A 19,809-nucleotide genomic window follows, 5' to 3' on the forward strand; every position below is an offset into this window, starting at 1 on the left:
GCCGTCGACACCCTGATGAAGCTCATGGAGGACCACCGCGACGAGGTCGTGGTGATCGTCGCCGGCTACCAGGAGGAGATGCAGGGCTTCCTCGCCTCCAACCCCGGCCTGGCCTCCCGCTTCTCCCGGCAGATCGCCTTCGACCACTACAGCGCCGACGAACTCGTCACCATCGTGCGGCTGCAGGCCGAACAGGCCGGCTACGTCTGCGCCCCCGAGACCCTCGCCGCTCTGACACAGCTGTGCGAAGCCGTCCCGCGCGACCGCACCTTCGGCAACGGCCGCTTCGCCCGCCGGACCCTGGAAGCGATGATCACCCGGCAGGCCGGCCGCCTCGCCCGCCTCGACGGCGTGGACCCGGTCGCGCTGGGCCTGCTGCTGCCGCAGGACGTCCCGGCCGGCCGGCCCGACGGCCTCGGGTGAGCGACGCGCCGTCCGTGCGGTGAGTCCCCTGCGCGCGGGGCGCGACGGCGTGCGACCTGCGGTGGGGCCGGCCGCCACCCGTGAACTCCCGGTCCTGCCACGCCCCGGACTCCCGGTCCTGCCGCGCCCGACCGACCGGCGCCCCCGGGCGGCGCCCCGGTCCGGACCACGGTTGACGGGCCCGTTCCGGTTCACCTGAACCGGCCCCGGTGGGAGGACCGTTGAGCGGGGCAGGGCGCGGCGCGCGCCCCCGTCGTGCCGGGAGGCCGGGCCGCTCCGTCGCCCGTCCGGTCGTTCGGCAGAAAATCCTCTACCCGACCGGCTACCGCTCGGTACCGTCGTGCGGTGGCACCCGGCGCCCGCCGAGTGCCACCGAGGTCGAACGAGTGTGAGTCCCGTGATCGGGACGGGGGAGGGGCACGGGATGGATGCGGACGGTCCGGAGGCGCGCGAGCTGATCGCGGCCCTGGTGCGGGCGGGCGCACCGAGTGTGCCGGGGCCGACCGGGCTGGGTGTGCCGGAGGCACCGGCGGAGGAGGTGATCGCGGTCGCCCGGCGGCTGGCGCTGCGGGCGGTGCCGCAGGGCCGGTGGCGGCCGGGGTCGGCGCCGCCGGGCCTGCTGGGGGTGGCCTCGGCGCTGGTGGTGGACGAGCACCCGTCGGCGGCGGCGTGGTCGGTGGCGGAGCGGGAACGGCTGGCGACCTGGGTCGCGATGCTGATCGAGCACCGGGGCGAGGACGGGGTGCAGGAGCTGCTGCGGGCGCTCGCCGTCGACTAGCCCTGTCCGGCCATGTCCGGCGTCACCGGGCCGCGGGGGTGCGGCGCGGGTTGCGGTCCGGGGGGCGGGAACGCGCCACGGGAACGGGCCGCGAGGGTGCGGGGCGGGCGTCGCCGACAGCGGCTCCGGCGGCGGTCCGGGGGCTGTGAGCCGGGGCGTTGGCGGATCGTTGGTGAGGACTTGGCGGGGTCCGGCAGTCTGCTGTCACAGTCGCCGCCGGGGCCGTCCGGCCGGTGCCCAGCGGTGCCCTGCCCGCGCCGTGTCCCCTGCCCGATCTGAGAGGTAGCGCGTGTCGAAGCCGTCCGCCGCCCAGCCCACGCCCGTCGCCAAGCCCTCCGGGGGCCCGTCGGACGTGGAGGGGGCCGTCACCGCCCCGGCCCGCGAGGCCCGTCCGACCCTCGACCCCGACACGCTCGCCGAGATCCACCGGCTGCACGGCGGCTACCTGCTGCGTGCGCTGCTGCGGACCACCGGCGGCGACCGCGGCAAGGCCGAGGACATCCTGCAGGAGACCCTGCTGCGCGCCTGGCAGCACCCGGAGGCCCTGAGCGCCGGGCCGGAGCAGAGCCGGCCCTGGCTGTTCACGGTCGCCCGGCGGATCGCGATCGACCACTACCGGATGGCCGCCGCCCGCGCCAAGGAGGTGATCGGCGAGCCGCTGGAGGACCGCCCGCTCGCCGAGGACCCGTACGAACAGGTCGTGGTCGCCCGGGACATCTCGCTGGCGCTGCGCCGGGTGCAGAAGCACCACCGGGAGGTGCTGGTCGAGCTGCACCTGAAGGACCGGTCGGTGCTGGAGGCCTCGGCCCGGCTGGGGGTGCCGCCGGGGACGGTCAAGTCCCGCAACTTCTACGCGATCCGGGCGCTGCGTCCGGTCCTGGCGGCGGAGCACGGGTACGCCCCGACCGCGCGGTCGTCGGCGGCGGCCGCGGAGAGCGGCGCCGCCTCGGCAGCCCGGTGACGCCCGGCGGGTGAACAGCCCGGTGACGCCCGGCCGGTCACCGACCCCGGGTCGGCGGCCCGGGGCCGGGGCGCAGGTCACCGACCCGGGATCACCGGACCGGTGACCGGTCCGGGGAGCGCCGGTCGAGCGACTCCTCCAGGCTCGTGGTGAACTCGCTGCGGTAGCCGGCCGACCGGTCGTGGCAGCGGAAGCGGTCGAGCGCGGTGCGCAGCCGCTCGCCGACCTCCCGCTCGCGGCCGCGGGCCAGCAGGTGGGCGGCGTAGGACTGTTCGGCGAGCGCGTGCAGGTAGAGCAGGCCGGCTTCCTCGCAGGCGGCGAGCAGCCGGTGCCAGGCGAGGTCGGCGGTCTCGTCGCGGACGGTCGGCGGGAGGGCCTGCGCCTCGGTCAGCATCGACCAGAGGTGGACCTGGGTGACCGGCGCGGGCGGCAGCAGCTCGCGGGCCTCGCGGGAGCTGAGTTGTGCGCCGTCCCGGTCGCCGGTCGCCAGGCTGACCCAGCCCTGGTGGACCTTGGCGTCGACGAGTCGGCGGCGGTTGCCCGAGGCCACGGCGAGGGAGGTGGCGGAGGCCGCCAGCCGCCCGGCCTCGGCGGGGTCGCCGAGCATCGCGGTGACCAGGGCGAGGGTGGCGAGAGCCCGGACGCGTGCGGACGCGGCCCGCGGGCCGTCGGCGGAGTCGGTGGCGGCGACCGCCCTCCGTGCCGCCTCGGCCGATTCGTGCCGCCGTTCGAGCGCGACCAGCGCCTGGGCCCGGCAGTTGTGCAGCAGGGCGATCGCCACCGGGTCGCCGCACCGTTCGGCCGCCTCCTGGCCGACGCGGGTGCGGGCGAGCCAGTCGGTGAAGCGGCTGGCGCCGTAGTAGAGCGAGCCGCTGGTCAGCGCGAGGCGCCAGGCGCGTTCGGGGTCGGTGACGGCGAGGGCGTCGACCAGTGCGCGGACGGCGGGTTCCTCGGCCCGGAACCAGTCGAGCGCGGTGCGGATGTCGACGGCGGACGGGAGGGCCTGCGGCGGGTGGACGGGCGGGTCGGCGTCCTCCTGACCGGGGTCGAGGAAGGAGCCGCAGTGCTGGAGGGCGGCGAGGTAGTGGTCCGCCAGGCGCTCCCGGAGCAGCTGCCGGCGCGGTTCGGGCAGGTCGGCGAGCAGGTCCGCGCCGAACAGCCGGACCAGGTCGGTGCGGCCGTAGCGGCCGGGGGCGGTGCCGGTGAGCAGGTGGTGGGCGGCGAGTTCGCCGAGCGCCCGGTGGGCGGTGGCGGTGTCCGTGCGGAGCAGGGCCGCGGCGGCCAGGGTGTCCACCTCGCCGCCGGGGTGGACGGCCAGGGCGGTGAGCAGGTCGGCGGCGGACGGGGAGAGCCGGCGGTGCGTGAGCCGGAGTTGTGCGCCGATGCCGTGGGCGCCGTCGGCGTCCAGGACGGCCAGCCGGGTCCGCTCGTCGGCGAGTTCGTCGGCGAGTTCGGCGACCGTCCAGTCGGGCCGGGAGGCCAGGTGGGCGGCGGCGGTCCGCAGGGCGAGCGGCAGCCGGTCGCAGAGGCGGACGAGGCGGGCGGCCGCCTCGGGTTCGGCGCGGACCCGTTCGGGCGTCAGGGCGCGTTCGAGGAGCAGCAGGGCGTCCTCCTCGGGCAGCGCGGCCAGGCGCAGCAGGGCGGCCCCGTCGAGGGCGACCAGGTCCTCCAGCGGGCCCCGGCTGGTGACGACCGCGGCGCAGCCGGGCCCCTCGGGCAGCAGGTCGGCAACCTGGTCGGGGTCGGCGGCGTCGTCCAGGACCACCAGCAGCCGGCGGCCCCCGGTGCGTTCGCGGAACAGCGCGGCGCGTCCGGCGCGGTCGGCGGGGACGGCGTCGGCGGGAACGCCGAGGGCGTGCAGGAAGTCGGCGAGGACGGCGTCGGGGCGTGCCGGTCCGTCCGGGTCGAGGCCGTGCAGGTCGGCGTGGAGCCGGCCGTCGGGGAAGCGGGCGGCGGAGCGGTGTGCCCAGGCGGTGACCAGCGCGCTCTTGCCGACCCCGGCGGGGCCGACCACCAGGACCGGGCCGTCCGCGGCGCGGTCCGGTCCGCAGTCGTGGTCGAGCCGGTCGAGTTCGGCCTGCCGTCCGACGAAGTCCACCATCCGGCGGGGGAGTTGCTGGGGAACCCGGGCGCCGGACCCGGGCGCCGGGGGCACGGCGGGCAGGGCGTCAGGACGGTCGTCGGCGAGCACCTCGGCGAGGGCCGCCTGCAGCGCCGGGCCGGGCCGGATCCCCAGTTCGCGGTCCAGTCGCTGCCGGGCCCGGTGATAGGCGGTCAGCGCGTCGGCGGGCCGGCCGGCCTGGCGCAGGCAGCGCATCAGCAGAGCCACCGGTTCCTCGCGCAGCCCGTCCGCGCGGACGTCCTGTTCCAGTACCGCGACCGCCGCCGCACCGCTGCCCTGGCGCAGCCGCAGCGAGGCCCAGCGGAGCAGGGCGGCGGTGCGGGACTGCTTCAGGTGGTCCACGGCGGCGGTGCGCAGCGGGGTGTCGGGCAGGTCGGCCAGGGCCTCGCCGCGCCACAGCCGCTGCGCCTCCTCCAGCAGCGCGATCGCCTCGGTGTCGCCACCGGGGCCGCCGGTGTCGGCGTGTTCGGCGGCCCGGGCGGTCAGTGCCTCGAAGCGCAGCGCGTCCACGTCGTCGGCCGGTCCGGTCAGCAGGTAGCCCGACGCCCGGGTGTGCAGCTCGAACGGGGTGTCGGCGAGCACCTTGCGCAGCGCCGCGACGTGTCCCTGGACGGCGGCCCGCGCGCTGGCCGGAGACCGCTCGCCCCACAGCGCCTCGCAGAACCGGTCCACGGTGACCACGCGTCCGAGCCCGAGCGCCAGCAGGGCCAGCACCGCCCGCCGCTGCGCCCCGGCCAAGGTCGCGAAGCCGTCCGCCCCGACCCGCAACTCCACCGGGCCGAGCAGCCGAATCCGCACCACGTACCCCCACGTTCGCCGCACACCACGTCCGGGGTGGCCCCCGGGGTGGAGCAGTGTAGTGCGCGGACCGCAGCGGTCCGCACCAGGTCGTCGTCCCTGCCCCCGGTATACGCGGGAGGGGCGGGTGCCGGTTGCGCCGGCCGCCGGGGCGTTTCGGCCGCGGGCCCGTGCCGGGCCGGAGGCCGTGGCGGCGACCGGTCCTTCGTGTCGGACCCGCCGGATACCGTGCGGGCCATGGTGGAACCACGTGCGGCAGGTCCCCGAGCCCGGGCCGAGCGCCCGGTGCGGCGGGTCCCGTCCCGTCGGCCCGACGGGACGGCGGGATCGTGAACGGGCAGGTCGGGCCTATCCTCGGAAGGGAGTTGACGGGCAGGGGAGGAGCGGGGCGCGTGCACATCGATCTGCTCGGGCCGGTGGTCGTGCGGCGGGAGGACGGGACGGCGCTGACGCCGTCGGCCCCCAAACGACGGGCGCTGCTGTGCGCGCTCGCCGCCCGGCTGAACCAGACGGTGGCCACCGAGGAACTGATCGAGCTGGTCTGGGAGGGCTCGGCGCCGCCCACCGCGCGGGCCGCCCTGCAGGGGCACGTCGCGGCGCTGCGCCACCTGCTGGACGGGCCGGGGCTGGCGCTGGACACCCGGGGCGCCGGGTACCTGCTGGCCGGCGAGCCCGACCGGGTCGACGCGCTGCGCTTCGCCCGCCTGTGCGAAGAAGCGGGGGTGCTGCTGCCCGGGCCCGCCGCCCCGGACGGCCCGGTCACGGGTGAGCGGGCCCCGGAGGACCCGGCGCTGCCGCTGCTGCGTGCCGCGCTGGACCTGTGGCGCGGCCCGGCGCTGACCGACTGCGGCTCCGCCCTGCTGCGCGAGCGGGCACTCCCGCACCTCGCCGATCTGCGGCTGCGCGCCCTGGAGCGGCTGGCCGAGGGCCTGCTCCGGGCGGGCCGCGGCGGTGAGTCGGCCGCCGAACTGGCGGCGGCGGCCGACGCCCACCCGTCCCGGCAGACACTGACCGCCCGGCTGGTCGGCTGTCTGGAGCAGGCCGGGCGGCATGCGGAGGCGCGGGAGCGGTACGAGCGGGCGGTGGCCCGGCTCGCCGGCCCGCCCGGGCCCGAACTGCGCCGCGCCGGTGAGCTGTTCGGCGCCCGGCCCGCACCGCCCGACCGCCGCTTCGTCGGCCGGGGCGCCGAACTCGCCCGGCTGGAGGAGGCCCTGCCCGCCGCCCGGGCGGGCCGCCCGATCCTGGTCACCGGCCCGGCCGGGGCCGGCAAGACCGCCCTGGTCCGGCACTGGGCGGCGGGGCTCGGCGCCGGGCACTTCCCGGACGGTCTGCTCCGTGCGGACCTGCGCGGCTTCGACCCGGACGGGCCGCGCGAACCCGCCGAGGTGCTCGGCGAGTTCCTCACCGCCCTCGGTGTCGCCCCGGAAGCGCTGCCCGCCTCCACCGCCGAACGCTCCCGCCGCTACCGCGAACTCGTCGCCGGCCGGCGGATGGCCGTGCTGCTGGACGACGCCGCCGGCTACGAGCAGCTCGTCCCCCTGCTGCCCGACCCTCCGACGGCCGACGACGGCGGCGACGGGCCGGCCCCCGTCACCGTCGTCACCAGCCGCAGCCGCCTGCACCACCTGCTGGTCCGCGAGGGCGGGATCCCGCTCCCGCTGGGCGCGCTGACCTTCGACGACGCCGCCGCGCTGCTCGCCCGCACCCTCGGACCGGATCGGGTCGGCGACGGCCCGGACGCCGTCGGCGAACTCGCCGAACTCGCGGAGCGCTGCGACCGCATGCCGCTCGCGCTGCGCCTGGCCGCCGCCCGGCTGGCCGCCCGACCGGACTGGTCCCCGGGCGACCTCGTCCGGGAACTCGCCGACGAGGAAACCGGGTTGGCTGCCCTCTCCGGCACCGGCACGAGCACCGCGCGCGGCCCGGTCGGCCTCACCACCGCCCTGGACCGGTCGTACCGGACGCTGGCGCCGGCCGCCGCCCGGCTGTTCACCCTGCTCGGCCTGCACCCCGGCGCGGTCATCGACACCGACACCGCCGCCGCCCTCGCCGACCTCCCGCCCGCCACCACCCGCACCCTGCTGACCGGACTGGACGCCGTCCACCTGCTGGAGGAGTCGACGCCCGGCCGCTACGCCCGGCGCGAGCTGGTGCGCCGCTACGCCGCCCGGCTGGCGGCCGACCTCAGCTGCGACGAACGGTTCGTCGCCCTCGACCGGCTGATCGCCCACTACCTGGACGTCACCGCCGACTGGACGGCCGAGGGCGCGGCGGGCGGAGGCGGCGGGCGCGCGGCGGCCTGGTTCCGCCGCGAGGAGAGCGCCCTGCGGGCCGTCGTGGTCTGCGCCGAGCAGTACGGCCGGAGCACCGGTTCCTGGCAGCTCGCACACCGGATCGCCCTGTTCTACGAGACCACCGGCCACGACCGGGCCCACTGGCGGGCCGTCGTCGAGGCCGGGCTGAGCGCCGCGCACGCGGACGGGGACGAGGCGGCCGTCGCCCGGCTCGGCACCGACCTGGCCGTCCTGCACGTCGCCCGCGCGGCGCACCGCACCGCCGTCGAGCACCTGGACGTCGCGGTCGCCGCGGCGGACCGGGCCGGTGACGCGGTGCTGCGCCACCGGTGCCGCGGCCGGGTGGCCGCGGCGCTGCTGCGGGCCGGCCGCTACGAGCGGGCGCTGCCGATGCTCACCGAGCTGGTGACCGCCGCCCGCGCCCCGGCCACGCTCCACCTGCTGGTTCCCTCGCTCACCGGCCTGGCCGACGCCCTGGTCCTGGCCGGTGACCCGGGTCCGGCCCTCGCCCACGCCGACGAGGCGGTCCGGGCCGCCGCCACCCGCTCCGCCGGTGGCGAGGCGGTCCTCGCCACGCACAGCCGCGCCCGCGCCCTGCACGCCCTCGGTCGCCGGGACGCCGCGCTCTCCTCGGCACGGCTCGCGGTCGCCCTCGGCCGTACCGTCGGCGATGCCGTGCTGGAGGCCCGTTCGCACGGCCTGCTCGCGGACCTGCTGTGCGAGCTGGGCCGCGGCGTGGAGGGCGCGGAGGCCCGGCGCCGTGCCGAGGCCCTGGCGGCGGGCGAGCACTGACCGGGGCGCGGCGGTGGGCGGAAACGCAGGTGATTTCGTCGGTGGTGAACCGCGACCGGCCGTCGAGCCGTTGTTCGGAGAGCGGAACCACAGGCGGAACTACCGGCAGTTCCGACGGTCGGAACCGGCGTCGCCGCCGGACCGCCCGGCCCCGGACGGCACCTCTGACCTGGGACGGGACGTCGACGAACGGGAGGTGACGGGGGAGTTCCGCCGCCCGGGCATACTTCTGCCTGGCGTCGACCGCCGGCGCGAGACCAGGCAGAAGTGCGGAAGTGGCAGGACCGAGTGAGTGGGGGCGGGGCATGGCGGCTGGTGGTGGCGCTGGGGCCGGTACGGACGTGGGCGGGTTCAGCCGTCTGCTCGCCGGGCACCGGGTGGCGGCCGGTCTGACCCAGGAGGAACTGGCCGCGGCCGCCGGGGTCAGTCTGCGGGCCCTCGGGGACATGGAGCGCGGCCGCACCCGGGGGCCGCAGCGGCGCACCGTACGGGCACTGGCCGTCGCCCTGGGGCTGGACGGGGAGCAGGCCGAGGCGCTGGACGGCGCCGCGCGTTCCGGGCGCCCGCGCGGCGTCCGGCCGGGCCCGGAGCGCGTCGTGGCCCAGGCCGGGCCGGGCGGGCAGGACCGTGAGGAGCCGCCCGTCGCGGCGGGCCAGAGCGCCCTCGCGCTGCCCCGTGACATCGCCGACTTCACCGCCCGGGAGGGCGTCCTCGCCGCGCTCGTCGGGCTCGCCGCGGACGACCGGCCCGCGCACCCCCGGGTGGTGCTGGTCAGCGGTCAGCCCGGCCTCGGCAAGACGGCCTTCGCCCTGCACGCCGCCCACGCCCTGGCGCCGCGCTTCCCGGACGGCCAGCTCTCCCTCGACCTCGGAGGCATGTCGGCCCAGCCGCTGTCCCCCCGCGACGCCCTCGGCCAGGTGCTGCGCGCGCTGGGCGTCGAGGACGCCGCGGTGCCCGCGGGGGCGGAGGAGCGGGCCGGCCTCTACCGAGCTCTGGTGCGCGAGCGGCGGCTGGTCCTGGTGCTGGACGACGCCGCCGACGAGGGCCAGGTGCGCCCGCTGCTGCCGGGCTCCGGACCGGCCGTCACCATCGTGACCAGCCGCAACGCACTGCCCGGCCTGGAGTCGGTGCACCGGCTGAGCCTGGACCTGCTCGCCCCGGCCGAGGCGGCCGGCCTGCTGGCCCGGATCGCCGGCCGGGAGCGGATCGACGCCGCGCCCGACGCCACCGCCGAACTGGCCGGGCTCTGCGGCTACCTGCCGCTCGCGCTGCGGATCGCCGGGCAGCGGCTGGTCGCCCGGCCGCAGCAGCCGGTCGCCCACCTGGTGCGCCAGCTCGCCGCCGAGGAGAACCGGCTGGACCTGCTGGAGACCGGTGACCTGGCGGTCCGTCCGGCCTTCGAACTGTCCTACCGGCGTCTGCCCGCCGAGTCCCGACTGGTGCTCCGGCGCTGCGCGTTGACCGCCGGACCGGACTTCACCGCGGTCGTCGCCGCCGCCTACGCGGGCCGGTCGCCGGCCCGGACCGAACTGCTGCTGGAGCAGCTGGTCGACACCGGACTGGTCCAGCCCGCCACCCCGGACCGCTACCGCCTGCACGACCTGGTGCGGCTCTACGCGGGCGAGCGGCTCGCCGTCGACGAGACGCCCGGGGAACTGGCCGCGGCCCGGACCCGGGCCGGACGCTGGATCCTCGACCGGGCCGCCGCGTACGGTCTGCGCTTCGACCCCGAGCACGCCAGGGACGCTGTCGGCGCGGCCGGCTCCGCCGGAGCCGCGTCGGCGCACCTCACCGAGGCGGCGCGTTGGCTGGAGTACGAGCACCCGGAGTGGCTGGCGGCCCTGCACCACGCGCAGCAGGCCGGCCGGTACCGGGAGGTGGTCGACACCGCCGAGGCCATGCACTGGTTCTCCGACCGGCTGCTGAGCTGGGGGATCTGGGCGGAGGTGTTCCAGCTCTCGGTGGACGCCGCCCGGGCGCTCGGCGACCGGCAGGCCGAGGCGGTGCACGTCAACTACCTGGCCTGGACCTACGTCACCTGTCTGCACCGCTACCAACGCGGCATCGAACTGGCCTCGGAGGGGCTGGAGCTGGCCCGGCAGCTGGGGGACAGGGAACAGCAGGGCTGGGCGCTCACCTACCTCGCCTCCGGCCTGCGGTACCTGCGGCGCCACCGCGAGGCCATCGACGCCTTCCACCGGGCCGCGGACGCCTTCGCCGAGGTCGACAACCGCTCCGCCAGGATCGGCCGGCTGGTCACCCTGCGGGGCGCCGCCAACTGCCTGCGCGAGTCCGGCCGGGCCGAGGAGGCCGTGGACACCCGCCGGCGGGCCCTGGCGGGCGCGCTGGAGCTGGTGGAACGCTGGTCCGCGCCGCTGATGAACCTGCTGGCGGCCATGACCGCGCACGAACTGGGCCTGGACCGGGCCGCGTTGAAGCGCTGGCCGGCCGCCGAGAAGGCCTTCCGGCAGGCCCTCGCGCACTACGAGGCGGTCGGCAGGCCGGACAGCATGACCAAGACGCTGACCGAACTCGGCACAGCGCTGATCGAACAGGGCCGTGCCGAGGAGGCCCGGGAACTGCTCACCGAGGCGCTCACCGACCTCAGCGCGAACGGCCCCCGGCCGGGGACGCCGCGCCACTGACCCCGCGGGCCCACCTGCCGGGCCCACCTGACAGACCCGCCCCTGCGCCCGCCCGGAGGCGGTGCGCAGGGGCGGGCGCCGAGGATCAGATCCGGGTGTCCTCCACCACCGGCAGCTGCGCCGCCGGGGCGGTCCGCGGAGCGCCGGAACCCGGGAGGTCCGCGCTCGGCGCGGAGAACGTCCGCGGCGCGACCGCGGGCTTCTTGCCGCAGAAGGCCGGCTCCAGCGTGTTCATCAGACCCTGCGTCACCGCGCCGTTGTTGGAGGCGTTGGCGAAGACCACCACGCTGCGCCGTCCGTCCTGGGTCACGAAGGACTGGGTCTGGAAGCCCTGGACGATGCCGCCGTGGCCGTACACGTCCCCGCAGGTCAGCGAGATGCGGCGGAGCCCCAGGCCGTAGGAGACCTTCGCGGTGGGGGTCGGCAGGGCGGCGGTCATCTGCCGCACCGAGTCGTCGGAGACCAGCCCGCCCCCGTTGCCGGCCAGCAGCGCGGTGAGGAAGCGGTCGAGGTCCTCGGCGTCGGAGATGACGGCGCCGGCGGCCCACACCCAGGAGCCGGTCTGCTCGGTGGAGTCGAGCAGCGGCTTGCTGCGGTCGTCGTTGGTGAGGTAGCCGGTGACGTGGGCGCCGCGGATCTCCTGGTCGGGCACCACGAAGGAGGTCTTGCGCAGGCCGAGCGGCTGGATGATCCGCTCGTTCAGCACCTCCGCGAACGGCTGGCCGGTGAGGTGCTCGACCGCGAGGCCCAGCAGCACGAAGTCGGTGTTGGAGTAGGAGTAGCGGCTGCCGGGGGTGTACTGCACGCCGTGCTTGACCGACATCGCGACCAGGTCGCGCGGGTCGTACGCCTTGGTGCGGATGCGCGCCTCGAACGCGCTGGTGGTCTCCTCGCCGGCCTGCTCCAGCAGGTCGTTGGTGTGGTCGTAGATGCCGGCCCGGTGCTCCATCACCTGGCGGCCCGTCATGGACCAGCCCTCGGGAAGGGTGCCCTCGGGCAGGTAGTCGCGCAGCGGCTTGTCCAGGTCGATCCGGCCCTCCTGCACCAGCTGCATGACGAGAACGGCGGTGAACATCTTGCTGTTGCTGCCGACCCGGAACCTCCACGAGGAGTTCATCGGGGTCCCGTCCAGGTTCGCCCGGCCGACCGACACCGAGCGGGTGTTCTCCGTGCCGCCGTGGTCGCGGATCACCGCGAAGGCGCCGGGGGCGCCGGCCGCGGTGGTGGCCTGCAGGGCGGCGAGCACGCCGGGCACGTCGGAGGCGGGCGCGCCGGCGGTACCGGAGTCGGCGGCCGCGGCGTGCGTGGCACCGGTCGCCACCAGGACGGCACCGGCGGCGGCCACCGCGAAGGGACGGAGAAGGCTGGTCGTCGCCATGTTCCTCGGCTCTCTCATCAAGTGACGCGGCGTCGGGCCGCGCCGATCGAAGATCACTATCACCGGCCGGGGCGGTCGATGGCAATGTGAACCGATTCGCCCGCATCGTCCGTTGCGGGCACCGGCGTGTCGGCCGCACCGTTCGTTTCCCGCTCCGGAGCCAAGGTTTCACCTGCCGTCGTCTACCCGCGTTGACGGCCGCGCCCCATGCTGTTCGGGCGCCCGATGCGCCGCCGGTGCGCTCCCCGCACCGGCTCCCCCGCCGGAACCACCGCACCCGTTCCCCACCAGCAGTCCCCTCACCGACCACGGAGCTTCCCCATGCCCCTGGCCTCCCTGGCATGCCGGGCCGGCGCCCTGCTGCTCGCCGCCGCCGGTCTGATACCGCTGTCCGGCACCGCCGGGGCCGCCGCCGCGGCCCCCGGCACGTTCACCGCGATCGTGTTCCCCGACCAGGACCACACCGTTGTCTACGACCTGATCGGCTCGGCGGCCCGGACCGTCGACGTCACCATGTACGAGCTGCGCGACACCACCGCCGTCAACGCCCTGATCGCCCGTCAGTGCGCCGGCGTCAAGGTCCGGGTGATCCTCGACGGCGCCCACACCTCGGTCAACGGCTCCGCCTACTCGGCGCTGAAGGCCGCCGGGGTCGGCGTGACCTACTCGTCCACGGCGTTCGTCTACACCCACCAGAAGACCGTCACCGTGGACGGCGCCACGTCGCTGATCATGACCGGCAACCTGGACTCCGCCTACTACGCGAACGACCGCGACTACGGCGTGGTCGACACCGACGCCAACGACGTCGCCGCGATCGAGCGGGTCTTCGCCGCCGACTACGCCAGGACCGCCGTCACCCCGACCGACGGTGACAACCTGGTCTGGTCGCCCACCGATGCGCAGTCCCGGCTGCTGACCCTGATCAACGGCGCGCGGACCAGCCTCGACCTGGAGCAGCTGGAGTTCGGCGACCCGGCGCTGGTGGACGCCGTCGCCGCGGCGGCCTCGCGCGGCGTCACGGTGCGGGTGGTCGGCATGAACCCGACCTCGTACGCGGACGAGTTCGACCAGGTCGCGGCGGCGGGCGCCAAGGTCGTCACCTACTCGTCGACCACCGGGCTGTACGTCCACGCCAAGGCGATCGTCGCCGACTACGGCACGGCGTCGGCCGAGGTGTTCGCCGGCTCGGAGAACTTCTCCGACAACTCGCTGAACCACAACCGCGAACTGGGCCTGATCACTGCCGACTCCGGGGTGCTCGGCACCGTCGAGTCCACCTTCGCCGGCGACTTCGCCCACGGCGCGCCGTACTAGCCGTACCAGCCGCATCGGCCGTACCGGCTGTCGGCCCCAGGAGTTCACCCCCCGTCAGGAGTTCACCCCCCGTCCGAGCGGCTCGTCGGGCCGCTCCGTACCCGAGGATTTGTCATGACTTCGTCCACGAAGCCCCGCTCCCGCCGCACCGCGACCGCGATCGGCTCCGCCGTCGCCCTGGTCGCCGCCTCCGCCGGCCTGTGGGCGGCGACCGCCACCACCGCGCAGGCGGCCGCCCTCCCCACGCCCGACCACATCGTCGTCGTGGTGATGGAGAACCACGCCTACTCCCAGGTCATCGGCAGCAGCGGCGCCCCGTACCTCAACAACACCCTGAAGGCGGGCGGCGCCAACCTCACCCAGTCCTTCGGCATCACCCACCCGAGCGAGCCGAACTACTACGCCCTGTTCTCCGGCTCCACCCAGGGTCGCGTCGACGACAGCTGCGTGACCGTCGGCGGCTTCCAGAGCGCCAACCTGGCCTCCGAGGTGATCGCCGCCGGCAAGACCTGGGCCAGCTACAACGAGTCCCTGCCCAGCCAGGGCAGCACCGTGTGCAGCAGCGGCAACTACGCCCAGAAGCACAACCCGTGGTTCGGCTTCGGCAACGTCCCGGTCAGCAGCGCCAAGACCTTCGCGCAGTTCCCGACCGACTACACCACCCTGCCGAACGTCTCCTTCGTCGTGCCGAACCTCTGCAGCGACATGCACGACTGCTCGGTCGGCACCGGCGACACCTGGATCAAGAACAACCTCGGCGCGTACGCCACCTGGGCGCAGACCCACAACAGCCTCCTGGTCGTCACCTTCGACGAGGACAACAAGCTGTCCGGCAACCGCATCCCGACCCTGGTCTACGGCGCCCACGTCACCCCCGGCAGCAGCTCCGCCACCACGTACAACCACTACAACGTGCTGCGCACCCTGGAGGACCTGGCCGGCACCTCCGGGCACGCGGGCAATGCGGCCACCGCGAGCGACATCACGGGCATCTGGAACTGACCCGCGGTGATCAGGGCTTGACCTGAGCCCCGGTCCGGGCCGGTGGCCGCTCGGTCACCGGCCCGGCACCGCTCGCGCGGTCCGGTCCGGTGTCGGCCCCGGACGGGCTCCCCGGGGAGGCCGCCGGCCGCGCGCGGTACGCCCGCACCCCGGGCACCGCCGCCGTGCCCGCGCAGACCAGCGTCACCAGGACCGCGGCCGCCAGCAGCGGCACCCGACTGCCCCACGCGTCGGCGGCCAGCGGCGCCAGCACGTACCCGACCGGGGCGGCGGCCAGCGAGAGCAGCCAGTCGTACGAGCTGACCCGGGCCAGGCTCCCGGCCGGGACGTCCTGCTGCACCACCGTCGCCCACACCGGGTTGAGGAAGCCCAGCCCGGCCATCGCCACCGCCTGTGCCGCCACCGCGACCGGCGCCGGGGCCGGGACGGCCAGTGCCAGCAGCGGCAGCCCGAACAGCGCCAGGGCGAGGTTCCCGGCGAGCACCGGGCGACGGGGGTGGAGCCGTCCGGCGATCAGCGAGCCGGCCAGCAGGCCCACCGCCCCGGCCTGGGTCAGGGCCACCCAGGCGCCGTCGCCGCCGAGGCGGGTGGCGGCGATCAGCGGGCCGAGGGTGAGCAGCACGGCGCTCGCGCCGTTCCACACGCCGTGGGCGATCAGGCTGGTCCAGTACCAGTCCCGGGCGCGCACCTCGCTCCAGCCCTCGGCGAGGTCCCGGCGCAGCGAACGCCGCCCGCCGTCGGCGCCGTCGGCGGCCGGGGTGCGGTCGACGGTCGGGGTACCGGTGGTGCCGGTGGTGCCAGGGGTGCGGTCGGTGCTCGCGGGGCGGTCGGCGGTGGGCCGGGTGAGCCTGAGGAGCCGGGCGAGCAGTGCGGCGCTCAGCGCGAAGGAGAGGCCGTCCAGCAGGAAGGCCCAGCCCGGACCCGCCGTGTACACCAGGAGCCCGGCGAGCGCCGGGCCGCCGAGGCGCGCGGCGCCGGTCGCGGTGCTGAGCAGGGCGTTGGCCCGCAGCCGGAGCTCGGCCCGGACGGTCGCCGCGACGAGCGGGGAGGCGGTGGGCATGGCGAAGGCCGAGGCGATGCCGCCGACCGCCGAAGCGACGGCGATGTGCAGCAGGCTCGGGCGCCCGTGGAGCAGTTCCAGGCCGACGAGCACCTGGGCGACGGCCCGCACCAGGTCGGTGGTGAGGGCGACCAGACGCGGGTCGAAGCGGTCCCCGGCCACCCCGCCGATCGGCAGCAGGAGCAGCTTCGGCACCATCGCGCAGCCGAGCACCAGGGCGAGTGCGGTGGAGGAGCCGGTGGCTCGGGTGATGGCGATGGCGAGGGCGGCCGGGACGGCGGCGTCGCCGAGGGTGGAGATCGTCCGGCCGATGAAGAGCAGGCGGAAACCGGGCAGGTGTAAGGGGTGTCGGTTCACGCGCCGCACTGTATTTCGGTGTCGAAATTTTGGCAACGAATATTTTGGTGGTGTTGCTTCAGGGTTTGTAGACTCCTGCCATGGCCGAGCACCTCCTTCAGCAGGACACCCCGCCGCGAGACTGGACGGACGGCCACGTCGACCGCTGGCAGCCGGTGCTGCCCGGCCTGGACCCGGACATCGAGGCCGCCGTCACCCGGATGTCGAGGCTCACCCGCCACTTCCGCCGGGTCCGCGAACAGGGCGTCGCCGACTACGGGCTGCAGAAGCACGAGTTCGACACCCTGCACGAGCTGGCCGGCCGCGGCGGCCACGCCGCCCCCTCCGACCTGCGTGCCGACCTCAACCTCGCGCCGGCCTCGATCACCGGTCGGCTGGAGACCCTGGAACGGCGCGGCTTCGTCCGGCGCACGCCCTCGACGGAGGACCGGCGGAAGGTCGACATCGTGCTGACGGATGCCGGGCGCGCCGCCTGGCACGAAGCCCTCGACGTGGTCGGGCGGGAGGAGCGCCGGCTGCTGGGGGTGCTGTCCGAGGAGGAGCGGCACACGCTGTCGGAGCTGCTGCGCAAGGTGATGCTCGCCCAGGAGGAGGGAGAGTAGTGCGCTGCGGCCCCTCCGCCGGGGTCGACCCGCCACCCCCGTCCCTGGTATCGATAGGGGCGTGCGATTCGAACTGGTGCCGATGCCGGACGGTGTGGGGGCGCGTCCCCGGGACGGGCGGGGGTACCCGGTGCCGGCGATCACGCCGTGGCACGGGGGCGAGCCGCAGTTCGCGCTGACCGACCACGGGCGCAGCGCCGACTGCGCGCTGGAGCGCCGCTGTTCGGTGTGCGGCGGATTCATGGAGCGCGGACCGGTGTGGCGGGTCGTGGGGCCCGCCGAGAGCGCCGCGATCGCCGGGGCGCTCTCGGCCGGGCAGCCGTACCGCAACCTCGCGCCGACCATGGAGGGCCCCGGGCACCGGGCGTGCATGCTCTACGCGTCGATGGTCTGCCCGTACCTGGCCCGCCCGAACGCCCGCCGGCGGGCGACCGCCGAGGACGCGGCCGACGTTCTGACGTCGGCCGCCGTCCGCGGGGCGGCGCGCGGCGGGCTGGGCGCGGTGGTCGGGTTCGGGGACTACGAGTACGCGGTCACCGAGAGCCGGGTGCTGTTCCGCTTCCTCGACCTGGTCGAGTTCCTGCCGCACGAGTCGGCCGACGAGCACCTGGCCGAGCTGCGCGCGGAGTTGGCCGGGCCAGGCCGGGGGCGGTAGGCCGGGGCGGTAGACCGGGGGAGCCCGGGAACGGGCCCCGCGGCCGCTGCTCCGGAGGCCTACGGCGGGTGCTCCGGAGGCCTACGGCCGGTACGCGGGCAGGCCCTTGACGGTGGAGACCTGGACCGGCGCAGCGGAGCCGTCGGCGGGCAGGGTGCTGACGCCGTCCGGGGTGCGGGCCGCGATGGTCCTGCCGTCGGGCGACCAGGTGGGCTCGGTGTAGTCGGTGGTGGCCGACTGGGTGAGGTCCTTCTCGGCCTTCTGGTCGAACTGCGTGGAGCGGGTGAACAGGTGGTCGTGCCCGTTCACCGAGCGGACGAAGACCAGCTGCTCGCCGTCGGGGGAGAGGGCCGGCTGGGAGCCCTTGCCCAGGTCCCGCGTCGCGGGCCGGATGTAGTCGTCGTAGATGTACACCTCGTTGGCCGGGGTGTTGGCGTACGCGATCTCGCCGCGGTGGCCGCCGGCGTTCGCCCAGGTGTTCCCGGTCTGCGGGGGCTGCGGCATGGTGTCGCTGCCGCCCTCGGAGTTGTGCGGGGTGAGCACCTCGGGGGTGGCGCCGGGGGTCTTGGTGGGGACCTTCTCCAGCTTCAGTGCGCCGCCCTTGCTGCTCGCGAAGACGATGGCGTCGAAGCGGGCGAGGGCGCCCGGGACGTCGGTGACACCGGGGTCCGTGGTCGCGTGCAGCCAGGTGGGGTGGGACCAGGTCTCCCCGCCGGGGTTCTTGGCGAGGGTGACCTTCCCGGTGCCGTCGGGGTTGGCGAGCACGAGGTCGCCGTCACCGTTGACGAAGGCGGCCTTCTTGCCGTCGGGGGACCAGGAGAGGTCGCGGACGACGGTGCCGAAGTCGACGGTGGTGCCGTTCATCGCGACGGTCCGGGTGCCGGTGCTGATGGTCAGGTGGTTGGCGGCGGAGGTGCCGTTGACCTCCTTGCCGCCGGGCGCCGGGCTGCCGGAGCCGGACGCTGCGCCGGGCGCGGCCGTCCCCGGCGCGGCGGAACCCGGCGCGGCGCCGGTCGGAGCCGCGGTGGACCCGGAGCCGGAGTTCTCGGGACCGCAGGCGGAGAGCAGGACCGCGCCGATGGTGGTCATCAGGGCGATCGCGGCGGCGGTGCCGAATCTGTTGCGCACGGACATGTCCAGGTCCCCCTCAGGTGCTGTTCGCTTTCGAGAACGAAGCGTCCCAGTGCGAGGTCAGGGGCGGGTTCGCGACGTGTCACAGTTGCGGAACAGTGCCGTCCGGAGCTGTGGTTCTCCGATACGCCGTCAGCTGCCGTGGGGTAGAGGCCCGGAGGCCCCGGAGTCGGCCCCGGAGGCCCCGGAGGCCCAGGAGGTCCAGGAGTCGACCCCGGAGCCGGTCCGGGAGCCGGGGCGCCCGGTGGGTGCTCAGAGACCGAGCTCGGTGAGGCCGGGGTGGTCGTCGGGCCGGCGGCCGAGCGGCCAGTGGAACAGGCGTTCCTCGGGGGTGATCGGCAGGTCGTTGATGGAGGCGTGCCGTCGGGCCATCAGGCCGTCCGGGGCGAACTCCCAGTTCTCGTTGCCGTATGAGCGGTACCAGCGGCCGGCGTCGTCGTGCCACTCGTAGGCGAAGCGGACCGCGATGCGGTCGCCGTCGTGCGCCCAGAGCTCCTTGATCAGGCGGTAGTCGAACTCGCGGCGCCACTTGCGGGTGAGGAACTCGGCGATCGGCCCGCGGCCGGTGACGAACTCGGCGCGGTTGCGCCAGCGGCTGTCGGGCGTGTACGCGAGGGCGACCCGCTGCGGGTCGCGGGTGTTCCACGCGTCCTCGGCGGCCCGGACCTTCTGCCGGGCGGTCGCCGCGGTGAACGGGGGCAGGGGCGGGCGCTGTGCGTCGCGCTGTTCGGTCATGGGTGAACTCCTCGGGAGCGGGCATTCCGCCGGCGAGAACGATCGTTCTCACTCTGGTGGCTACGATAGGAGAACTATCGTTCTCGCTCAAGGGGCACGGCAGATGGAGCACGAAGACCCGCGGACCCGCATCCTCGACGCGGCCGAGGAGCTGTTCTACGGACAGGGCATCCAGGCGGTCGGGATGGACGCCGTCCGGGCCGCCTCCGGCATGACGATGCGCCGCCTGTACCAGCACTTCCCGTCCAAGAACGACCTGGTCGAGGCCTACCTGCTGCGCCGCGACGGCCGCTGGCGGGCGAGCCTCGCCGTGCACGTCTCCCGCTCCGGCGGCTCGCCCCGGGACCAGCTGCTCGCGGTCTTCGACTGGCTCGGCCTGTGGTTCGCCGAACCCGGCTTCCGCGGCTGCGCGTTCGTCAACTCCTTCGGCGAACTGGGCGCGACCACGCCCGTCGTCGCGGCCGCCGCGCGGCACCACAAGGAGGAGTTCGGTGGCTATGTCGCCGGTCTGGCCGAGGCCGCCGGCGCCCCGCCCGCCACCGCCGTCCACCTGACCCTGCTCGCCGAGGGCGCCATCACCACCGCCGCCGTCCACGGCGACCCGACGTCCGCCGCCGACGCCAAGGAGGCCGCCCGGCTGCTGCTGGACGCCGCACGCGTGCGTTAGGGCACGTATTCGGTTGTGATCACTGGGTCCGGGTGAGGTCCTTGATCCAGATCATCGCGCCACGGAGGTGGAGGCCTGCGAGGTAGCTTTCC

The 19,809-nt window shown here is 75.5% G+C and carries 14 protein-coding genes and 1 pseudogene; 10 read left to right on the forward strand and 5 right to left on the reverse strand.

Translation table 11 applies throughout. The features are described 5' to 3' along the window. The 3 genes and pseudogenes from AB0D10_RS44355 to AB0D10_RS44365 all read left to right on the forward strand — a co-directional run. Positions 1-423 (forward strand): annotated as a pseudogene (locus AB0D10_RS44355) (sporulation protein); the annotation flags it as partial. Between the two features lie 424 nt (positions 424-847). After that, positions 848-1,201, forward strand: coding sequence for a hypothetical protein (locus AB0D10_RS44360; RefSeq protein WP_360268188.1), 354 nt, complete (start codon positions 848-850; stop codon positions 1,199-1,201). Positions 1,202-1,490: 289 nt separating this feature from the next. Continuing rightward, complete coding sequence (locus tag AB0D10_RS44365; RefSeq protein ID WP_360268191.1) at positions 1,491-2,162, forward strand: sigma-70 family RNA polymerase sigma factor; 672 nt, start codon at positions 1,491-1,493, stop codon at positions 2,160-2,162. A 91-nt stretch (positions 2,163-2,253) separates the two neighbouring features. On the opposite strand, the gene AB0D10_RS44370 is transcribed toward AB0D10_RS44365, so the two are convergent. Beyond that, positions 2,254-5,085 (reverse strand): BTAD domain-containing putative transcriptional regulator, encoded by a 2,832-nt coding sequence (locus AB0D10_RS44370; protein ID WP_360268194.1) that lies wholly within the window; start codon positions 5,083-5,085, stop codon positions 2,254-2,256. A gap of 389 nt (positions 5,086-5,474) precedes the next feature. Here AB0D10_RS44370 and AB0D10_RS44375 point away from each other — a divergent pair, with 389 nt between their 5' ends. Further along, entirely contained in the window at positions 5,475-8,168 is a 2,694-nt protein-coding gene (locus tag AB0D10_RS44375) for a BTAD domain-containing putative transcriptional regulator (protein WP_360268197.1), read from the forward strand. A gap of 341 nt (positions 8,169-8,509) precedes the next feature. Beyond that, positions 8,510-10,813, forward strand: a complete 2,304-nt coding sequence (locus AB0D10_RS44380) for a tetratricopeptide repeat protein (RefSeq protein ID WP_360268200.1) — start codon at positions 8,510-8,512, stop codon at positions 10,811-10,813. Between the two features lie 85 nt (positions 10,814-10,898). Here the strand turns inward: AB0D10_RS44380 and AB0D10_RS44385 are convergent, their stop codons facing one another. After that, positions 10,899-12,191: a serine hydrolase domain-containing protein gene (locus tag AB0D10_RS44385; RefSeq protein WP_360268203.1), complete on the reverse strand. Its 1,293-nt coding sequence runs from the start codon at positions 12,189-12,191 to the stop codon at positions 10,899-10,901. Positions 12,192-12,512: 321 nt separating this feature from the next. Here AB0D10_RS44385 and AB0D10_RS44390 point away from each other — a divergent pair, with 321 nt between their 5' ends. Then, entirely contained in the window at positions 12,513-13,508 is a 996-nt protein-coding gene (locus AB0D10_RS44390; RefSeq protein ID WP_360268205.1) for a phospholipase D-like domain-containing protein, read from the forward strand. A gap of 114 nt (positions 13,509-13,622) precedes the next feature. Further along, a complete protein-coding gene (locus tag AB0D10_RS44395) occupies positions 13,623-14,510 on the forward strand; it encodes an alkaline phosphatase family protein (RefSeq protein ID WP_360268208.1) in 888 nt (295 codons plus the stop codon). A gap of 10 nt (positions 14,511-14,520) precedes the next feature. Here AB0D10_RS44395 and AB0D10_RS44400 read toward each other — a convergent pair whose 3' ends face one another. Further along, on the reverse strand, positions 14,521-15,927 hold the full coding sequence (locus tag AB0D10_RS44400; protein ID WP_360268210.1) for an MFS transporter: 1,407 nt from the start codon (positions 15,925-15,927) through the stop codon (positions 14,521-14,523). An 80-nt stretch (positions 15,928-16,007) separates the two neighbouring features. Here AB0D10_RS44400 and AB0D10_RS44405 point away from each other — a divergent pair, with 80 nt between their 5' ends. Both AB0D10_RS44405 and AB0D10_RS44410 read left to right on the forward strand, forming a co-directional pair. Further along, complete coding sequence (locus AB0D10_RS44405) at positions 16,008-16,529, forward strand: MarR family transcriptional regulator (RefSeq protein ID WP_360268213.1); 522 nt, start codon at positions 16,008-16,010, stop codon at positions 16,527-16,529. 61 nt (positions 16,530-16,590) lie between these two features. After that, positions 16,591-17,184: a hypothetical protein gene (locus AB0D10_RS44410; protein ID WP_360268216.1), complete on the forward strand. Its 594-nt coding sequence runs from the start codon at positions 16,591-16,593 to the stop codon at positions 17,182-17,184. An 81-nt stretch (positions 17,185-17,265) separates the two neighbouring features. Here the strand turns inward: AB0D10_RS44410 and AB0D10_RS44415 are convergent, their stop codons facing one another. Together AB0D10_RS44415 and AB0D10_RS44420 are read right to left on the reverse strand one after the other, a co-directional pair. After that, the gene (locus tag AB0D10_RS44415) at positions 17,266-18,318 is read right to left on the reverse strand and encodes a hypothetical protein (protein WP_360268219.1); all 1,053 of its coding nucleotides are present in this window, start codon (positions 18,316-18,318) and stop codon (positions 17,266-17,268) included. A gap of 249 nt (positions 18,319-18,567) precedes the next feature. Beyond that, entirely contained in the window at positions 18,568-19,050 is a 483-nt protein-coding gene (locus AB0D10_RS44420) for a nuclear transport factor 2 family protein (RefSeq protein WP_360268222.1), read from the reverse strand. A 103-nt stretch (positions 19,051-19,153) separates the two neighbouring features. On the opposite strand from AB0D10_RS44420, the gene AB0D10_RS44425 reads away from it, so the two are divergent. Beyond that, entirely contained in the window at positions 19,154-19,717 is a 564-nt protein-coding gene (locus AB0D10_RS44425) for a TetR/AcrR family transcriptional regulator (RefSeq protein ID WP_360268225.1), read from the forward strand. Positions 19,718-19,809: the final 92 nt, after the last annotated feature.

Origin of the sequence: Kitasatospora sp. NPDC048545 (assembly GCF_040651155.1) — a bacterium.
GTDB lineage: Bacteria > Actinomycetota > Actinomycetes > Streptomycetales > Streptomycetaceae > Kitasatospora.